7 protein-coding genes are annotated in these 6376 nt (G+C 64.8%); 4 read left to right on the forward strand and 3 right to left on the reverse strand.

Annotation, left to right across the window (positions count from 1 at the left end):
* Positions 1-1614, forward strand: coding sequence for a chaperonin GroEL (groL, locus tag ACYVD0_RS03705; protein ID WP_460425542.1), 1614 nt, complete (start codon positions 1-3; stop codon positions 1612-1614).
* Positions 1615-1826: 212 nt separating this feature from the next.
* Here groL and ACYVD0_RS03710 read toward each other — a convergent pair whose 3' ends face one another.
* Positions 1827-2426 (reverse strand): Hsp20/alpha crystallin family protein, encoded by a 600-nt coding sequence (locus ACYVD0_RS03710; RefSeq protein WP_460425543.1) that lies wholly within the window; start codon positions 2424-2426, stop codon positions 1827-1829.
* Between the two features lie 267 nt (positions 2427-2693).
* On the opposite strand from ACYVD0_RS03710, the gene ACYVD0_RS03715 reads away from it, so the two are divergent.
* Positions 2694-3491, forward strand: coding sequence for an FAD/NAD(P)-binding protein (locus ACYVD0_RS03715; RefSeq protein WP_460425544.1), 798 nt, complete (start codon positions 2694-2696; stop codon positions 3489-3491).
* 46 nt (positions 3492-3537) lie between these two features.
* Here the strand turns inward: ACYVD0_RS03715 and ACYVD0_RS03720 are convergent, their stop codons facing one another.
* Complete coding sequence (locus ACYVD0_RS03720) at positions 3538-4029, reverse strand: BCAM0308 family protein (protein ID WP_460425545.1); 492 nt, start codon at positions 4027-4029, stop codon at positions 3538-3540.
* Between the two features lie 119 nt (positions 4030-4148).
* On the opposite strand from ACYVD0_RS03720, the gene ACYVD0_RS03725 reads away from it, so the two are divergent.
* Both ACYVD0_RS03725 and ACYVD0_RS03730 read left to right on the forward strand, forming a co-directional pair.
* Positions 4149-4829, forward strand: a complete 681-nt coding sequence (locus ACYVD0_RS03725; protein ID WP_460425546.1) for a phosphoribosyltransferase — start codon at positions 4149-4151, stop codon at positions 4827-4829.
* Between the two features lie 23 nt (positions 4830-4852).
* The gene (locus ACYVD0_RS03730; RefSeq protein WP_460425553.1) at positions 4853-5485 is read left to right on the forward strand and encodes a dienelactone hydrolase family protein; all 633 of its coding nucleotides are present in this window, start codon (positions 4853-4855) and stop codon (positions 5483-5485) included.
* Here ACYVD0_RS03730 and ACYVD0_RS03735 read toward each other — a convergent pair.
* Complete coding sequence (locus ACYVD0_RS03735) at positions 5400-5990, reverse strand: phosphoribosyltransferase family protein (protein WP_460425547.1); 591 nt, start codon at positions 5988-5990, stop codon at positions 5400-5402. The genes ACYVD0_RS03730 and ACYVD0_RS03735 overlap by 86 nt on opposite strands.
* Positions 5991-6376 lie beyond the last annotated feature (386 nt).

Consider the following 6376-nt stretch of genomic DNA (forward strand, 5'->3'; position numbering starts at 1 on the left):
ATGGCGAAGACTAGAATTCTGTTTCGCAACGCCGCGCGCGAGAAGGTCCTGCTGGGGGCGACCCATCTGGCCGATGCAGTGCGCGTGACCCTGGGGCCGAAATCCAAGTCGGTGCTGATCCAGCACCAGTGGGGCACGCCCACGGTCTGCAACGACGGCGTGACCATCGCCAAGCAGGTAGACCTGGAGGACCCTGAGGAAAACCTCGGCGCGGCCATGCTGCGCCAGGCTGCCGAGCGCACCGGCGAGAGCGTCGGCGACGGCACCAGCACCGCCACCGTGCTGGCCCAGGCGATTTTCGCCGACGGGGTGCGCAACGTGGTCGCCGGTGCCAGCGGCATCGACCTCAAGCGTGGTATCGACCGCGGCCTGCGGGTGGCGATCGGTGCTCTGCACGGGCAGTCGCGGCCGGTGCTGACCCGCAAGGAGCAGGCCCAGGTGGCGAGCATCTCCGCGCACAACGACGAGCAGATCGGCGAACTGGTGGCCGAGGCCATGGAGAAGGTCGGCGGCGAGGGCGTGATCACCGTCGAGGAGTCGAAGACCACCGAGACCATCCTCGAGGTGGTCGAGGGCATGCAGTTCGAGCGTGGCTACGTGTCGCCGTACTTCGTCACCGACCCCGAGAAGATGCAGGTGGTGCTGGAAGATGCCTTCGTCCTGCTCTGCGAACAGAAGGTCAGCCTGCTGCAGGACCTCATCCCCCTGCTGGAGGAGGTCGCCAAGACCGGCCGGCCGCTGCTGTTCATCGCCGAGGACATGGAGGGCGAAGCCCTGGCCACGCTGATCCTCAATCACATCCGCGGCGTACTGCATGCGGTGGCGGTCAAGGCGCCGGGGTTCGGCGACCGGCGCAAGGACATGCTGGAGGACATTGCCGTGCTGACCGGCGGCGAGGTGATCAGCCGCGACCTGGGGCGCAGTCTGGCGGACACCACCCTGGCCCAGCTCGGCCGTACCCAGCGCGTGGTGATCGACAAGGAAAGCACCACCCTGATCGGCGGCGCCGGCAATGCGGCGGCACTCGAGGCGCGAATGAAGCAGATCCGCACCCAGATCGACAAGACCAGCAGCGATTACGATCGCGAGAAGCTGCAGGAGCGGCTGGCCAAGCTCGCCGGCGGCGTGGCGGTGATTCGCGCCGGGGCGCCGACCGAGGCCGAGATGAAGGCTCGCAAGGACGCCCTGGACGATGCCATCTCCTCGACCAAGGCGGCGATCGCCGAAGGCATGGTGCCCGGCGGCGGCTTGGCGCTGCTGCGCGCGGTGCCGGCCCTGCTCGAAGAGGAGGCTCAGGTCGAGGGCGATGAGCGCACCGGCCTGCAGATCCTGCGCCGTGCCTTGGAAATGCCAGTGCGGATCATCGCTGAAAACTCCGCGGTGGACGACGGCGTGGTGGTTGCCCGGCTGCTCGCCGAGCAGGGCAACGTTGGCTTCGACGCGGCGCAGAACCGCTATGTCGACATGTTCGAGGCCGGCATCATCGATCCCACCAAGGTGGTGCGTGTGGCTCTGGAAAATGCGGTGTCGGTCGCCAGCATCCTGCTGTTGACCGAGGCGACCATGACCGAGCTGCCCGAGCCCAAATCCCAGGAGTCCCGCCTGCCGGAGTGAGAGGCGGGCTTAGTGGCTGGTTCGCGCTTGCTAGCGCGTGACCATCCAATCAGTGGGTGCAAAAGGAAGGATAAGCAGCGTCCTGGTTGCGCGGCCGCCGAGGGCTTTGGCTGAGGCGCCGTCGATGATTGCGGCCTTGTGCGGCACCAAGCATCCCGTGCGCCCCAGGGGCTTCGATCATACGATTGGAATCGCGGCTCGGATCGGCTCGATCAATGGGTTGTTGTCTGGCCTTCCTGCCCTTCCTGGCCTTCCTGGGTAGTCGCCTCCCCGCGCTTGATATCGATGACTTTCTCTGGCTGCTGCGCTTCGGGCCGTTTCGGCAGGGTGATGGTCAGCACGCCCTTGTCGAAGCGGGCATCGATATTGTCGGCATCGATGCTGTCCGGCAGGGCGAAGTTGCGCTGGAAGGAGCCATAGCTGCGCTCGGAGAGGTAGCGGCCCCTGCCACTCTCTTCCCGCTCGCTTTTCTTCTCGCCCTTGAGCATCAGGTTGCCGTTGCACAGCTTGAGCTCGATGTTCTGCTCATCCATGCCGGGCAGTTCAGCCGTGATGAGGATGGCCTTATCCTGCTCGACGATGTCCACCGCGGGCATGCCCATTCCCGCTGCGCCCCGGCCGAAGGGCTCCATTTCGAAGCCGCTGCGGCCAACCGGCCAGAACGGCGACGACATGCGATCGAAATCCTCCATCAAATGGTTGATCTGCCGGCGCAGGTTGCTCAGCGGACGCCAGGGGTCAACGAAAGAAGCACTGGGCTGGCGGGACTGTTGCTCCCTGGGGACGGGGACGTTTTGATCTGCTTGAGCCATGGTTGTTTCCTCCACTTCGATGATGGGAAGAGTGCAGCAGCACCATAGTCAAGCACATGCCCGGCCGAATTCTATTTCCTGCCCAGGGCAGGCGACGAAATGCCGGACAGTGCTCTGTAGGGAAAGGATAGTATTCCCTCGGCCATGCCTGTCGCTGGTGGATGGCCGTACATCGCCTGACCGGACGCCGCTCGCGCCAGCCGGCTGCGGCGCTTCCGTGCCTGCCGGCTGCGGCGTGCATCGGCTCATGCAGAGGATTGGATAATTATGGTCAGCCTGGTTCCGCGGCCCATGCAGTTGCTCGAGTTCCATGACGAGGGCGAGGAAGCCCGGCATTTCAGCTTCGCCCTCAATTCGCCTCGGCCCGGCGATCAGGCTGTCATGCCCGGACAGTTCTTTATGCTGTCAGTGCCGGGCGTAGGCGAGGTGCCCTTCAGCTACGTCCGCCCGCCGGACTGGCAGGGGCGCCTTTCCGCGCTGATTCGCAACGAGGGCGCGGTGAGTTCCGCTCTATTCAGGCTGGCGCCTGGCGCACGGCTGGGCTATCGCGGTCCCTTCGGCACCGGCTGGCCGGAACTGTCGGGTGCCAGGCGGGTGCTGGCGGTCGCCGGCGGCAGCGGCCTGGCGGCGCTGGCCGGGCTGATCGAGGCGCTGATCCGGGGCGGTCGACAGGATGCCCTGACGCTCGTCTACGGGGCGCGCAGCCCAAACCATCAGGTTCTGGCCCGGGAGCGCGCACAGTGGCGGGGCAATCTGCAGCTCATCGAAACCCTTGAGCGAAGGGAAGATGGGCGAGTCGGTTGTAACCCGCTGGAGCCTCTGCAGACCCTGCTCGCCAGCCAGATTCCAGAGACCATGCTTTGCTGCGGTCCGGAGTCGATGATGCAGGGCATCGCCGAACTCTGCCTGGCGCACGGTATGCCGGAAACGGGCATCTGGCTGTCCATCGAACGGCGCCTGGAGTGCGGCATGGGCCGTTGCGGACATTGTTATGTCGGGCGCAGCTCGGCCTGTCTGGAGGGGCCGGTCTATCGCTACGACCGCTATCTCGATCTGCTCGCCTAGGATGAGGATGCGCCGGCCCTGCTGAGTCGGCGCGGTAGTCTGTGGTTCAGTTGCGTTCCCAGCGGATCCTCACCAGGCTCTGGTCGTCGCTGTACTTGTAGTCGGCATGTCCCTTGAAGGCCGCCTCCAGGGCGTGCCCCAGGCGGTTCGCCAGGTGTATGCCGGTGGTCGTCACCACTAGGCCTTCAGGATCGTCGCCGATGGTCATTAGCCGCTCTAGGGGATGCTCCTGCTTCTCCAACGTCTCGGTGTTGCGCAGCAGGTTGCAGATCTCGTCGCTGTGCTCCCTGACGAAGCTGCCGGCCAGGGTCAGGTTGCCGGCCGGGGCCTGGTCGGCGATGCGCCGGCAGGCCGGGCAGGTGGTCCGCTCGGCGTGTTCGGCGTCGTCCAGAGCCCGCCAGGACCAGCGTCCCTCCTGGTAGGAAACCCCGCACTCCGGACAGAGCGCATCCCCGTGCGCATGCCAGTGCCTGAGATAGGGATCGTGGAGTTCGGGTTTGAACAGTTGATCGCGTTGACTCTGACGATACTTGTCCATGACAGCAGCCTCGCTGCAGTAGGGGTTCGGCTATCCGTCGCGATTTCCGCCTGTCTATCCCTGGCGCGGATTTATTGAGCCAGACTCAAAGCATAGAGAAGTGCAGCGGAGCCGTGCAAATGAGCCTGAACATTCCCTTTCCCGACCGGGTCCAGGCCGGTCGGGCCCTGGCCGAACACCTGGCCTCGGAAGGCCCCTGGGCGGATGCCCTGGTGCTGGCCCTGCCGCGTGGCGGGGTGCCGGTGGCCTACGAGGTGGCCAACCGCCTGGGGCTGGAGCTGGACATCCTGGTGGTGCGCAAGCTCGGCCTGCCGGGCCACCCGGAGCTGGCAATGGGCGCCATCGCCAGCGGCGGGGTGCGGGTGATGAACGAGGACATCGTCCATTATGCCCATGTTCCGCCGGTCACCATCGACCTCGTCGCCGAGCGAGAAATTCATGAGCTGCAGCGTCGCGAGCGTGTCTATCGCGGGGAGCGGCCACTACCATCGTTACGGGAGCGGCCGGTGATCCTGATCGACGACGGACTGGCGACCGGTGCCACCATGCGCGCTGCCATCAAGGCGGTGAAGTTGCTGGGGGCAGCGAGCGTGATCGTCGCTGTGCCCGTCGGTGCGCCGGAAACAGTCGCCCAGCTACGCCGCCAGGCAGATCGGGTAATCTGCCTGTATACGCCGCAGGAGCTCAGCGCGATCGGCTACTGGTACCGCGATTTCAGCCAGACTTCCGATCGTGAGGTGCAGGAGTTGCTGCGACAAGCATGGTCAGACAAAAAGAAAGATGGAGAAAGACAAGCATGAAGAGTCCTGTTGTACCGCATCCGATGCGTTTCCCCTTGGGCAAGGTCAGGCTGCATGGCGATCTGATCGCTCCGGAGGACGCGCAGGGGCTTGTGGTGTTCGTGCATGGCAGCGGCAGCAGCCGGCACAGTCCGCGTAACCGTAGCGTCGCGCGCTTCTTCAACGGTCTGGGGATGGCCACCCTGCTGTTCGACCTGCTCACAGCGGAGGAGGAGCCCGTCGACGAGCTCACCCGCCAGTTTCGTTTCGACATCCCACTGCTTGGCGAGCGGCTGAGCGGAGTGGTCGACCAGTTGCGCGCCAACGTCGAACTGCGCGACTTGCGGCTCGGCCTGTTCGGTGCCAGCACTGGCGCGGCAGCCGCGCTGATCGCCGCTGCCGCGCGCCCGGTCGATATCGCCGCGGTGGTCTCCCGTGGTGGGCGCGTCGACCTGGCAGCCGACGTGCTGGACAAGGTGCGCGCACCCTCGCTGTTCATCGTCGGCGAGCTGGACAGCGAGGTCCTCGCGCTGAACCAGCAGGCTGCCGAGCGGCTGCAGTGCCTGCACGAACTGGCGGTGGTGTCGGGTGCTACCCACCTGTTCGAGGAGCCGGGAACTCTGGAGGAGGTGGAGCGGCTGGCCGGCCAGTGGTTTCTCCAGCATCTGACCGGCTGAGCCAGTCGGCAAACCCTCTCCTGCAGCGCAGCTCGATGCAGAACTCCGCTTCGTAGGGCGGCACGTGGCAGTCGATGATGTCTCCCAGCGCGATTTGCAAGCGAACCTCGCAGATATCGGCATGCACCGGCTGGCTGCTCACGCAGTGGTCGACCAGCACCGCTGTGCGAATCGCGTCGGCATCCAGGCGGTTCAGGTAGGCGCAGCTACGCAGCAGCGAATGGCCGCCATAGAGCACGTCATCGACTAGAAGCAGCAGCGTGCCGGCCAGTTTCAGGCTGGGCAGGGCCGGGTTTTCCTCCAGCAGGGTGTCGCGGTGCAGCAGACTCAGATCGTCCACGTAGCGCTTGACCCGTAGGGGGATAACCGGCAGTTCGGCCAACCCGAGCAGAGGCCGCAGACGTTCGCCAAGCATCCGGGCGAGCGGCTCGCCGCGACGCAGCAGACCTACCACGCAGAGCAGCGGCTGCCCCGGCAGGAAGAGCTGCGTGGCCTGCTGCGCCACGCCATGCGCTGCAGCACCTGTTCCAGTTCGGCGGTGGTGTAGAGTCAAAGCCGTTGCTGGGGTTTGGGGTGCAACGGAACCAAAAACGAACAAACATAAGACGGAATTAGAGTTCGTTAGTCGAGAACATGGCTGGTTATGCAGACTGTGTTTCGGTGAACGGATTTTCTGCACTGCTTTTCACGTTGGGCTGTCCTGGCGTCAGCGTCTGTCAGAGTTCGACAAAAGGATGGTTTTCACGAATCACCAGACACCGCAGGGGGTTGCAGAGGAGGGGCAGGGCTTATTAACGCGGCAATCAAATTCACGATATAAAGGGACATGAAAAAGATCGATGCCCGAAAGCTCTCTCGAGAAACTCAGGACCAGATGCGACGCCTGGCCAT

It is taken from the genome of Azotobacter armeniacus (assembly GCF_054779355.1).

Excerpts from the sequence above, each read along its gene's own strand:
- ACYVD0_RS03720 (WP_460425545.1), bottom strand. The coding sequence starts at position 4,029 with ATGGACAAGTATCGTCAGAGTCAACGCGATCAACTGTTCAAACCCGAA.
- ACYVD0_RS03715 (WP_460425544.1), top strand. The coding sequence starts at position 2,694 with ATGGTCAGCCTGGTTCCGCGGCCCATGCAGTTGCTCGAGTTCCATGAC.
- groL (WP_460425542.1), top strand. The coding sequence starts at position 1 with ATGGCGAAGACTAGAATTCTGTTTCGCAACGCCGCGCGCGAGAAGGTC.
- ACYVD0_RS03730 (WP_460425553.1), top strand. The coding sequence starts at position 4,853 with ATGCGTTTCCCCTTGGGCAAGGTCAGGCTGCATGGCGATCTGATCGCT.
- ACYVD0_RS03725 (WP_460425546.1), top strand. The coding sequence starts at position 4,149 with ATGAGCCTGAACATTCCCTTTCCCGACCGGGTCCAGGCCGGTCGGGCC.
- ACYVD0_RS03710 (WP_460425543.1), bottom strand. The coding sequence starts at position 2,426 with ATGGCTCAAGCAGATCAAAACGTCCCCGTCCCCAGGGAGCAACAGTCC.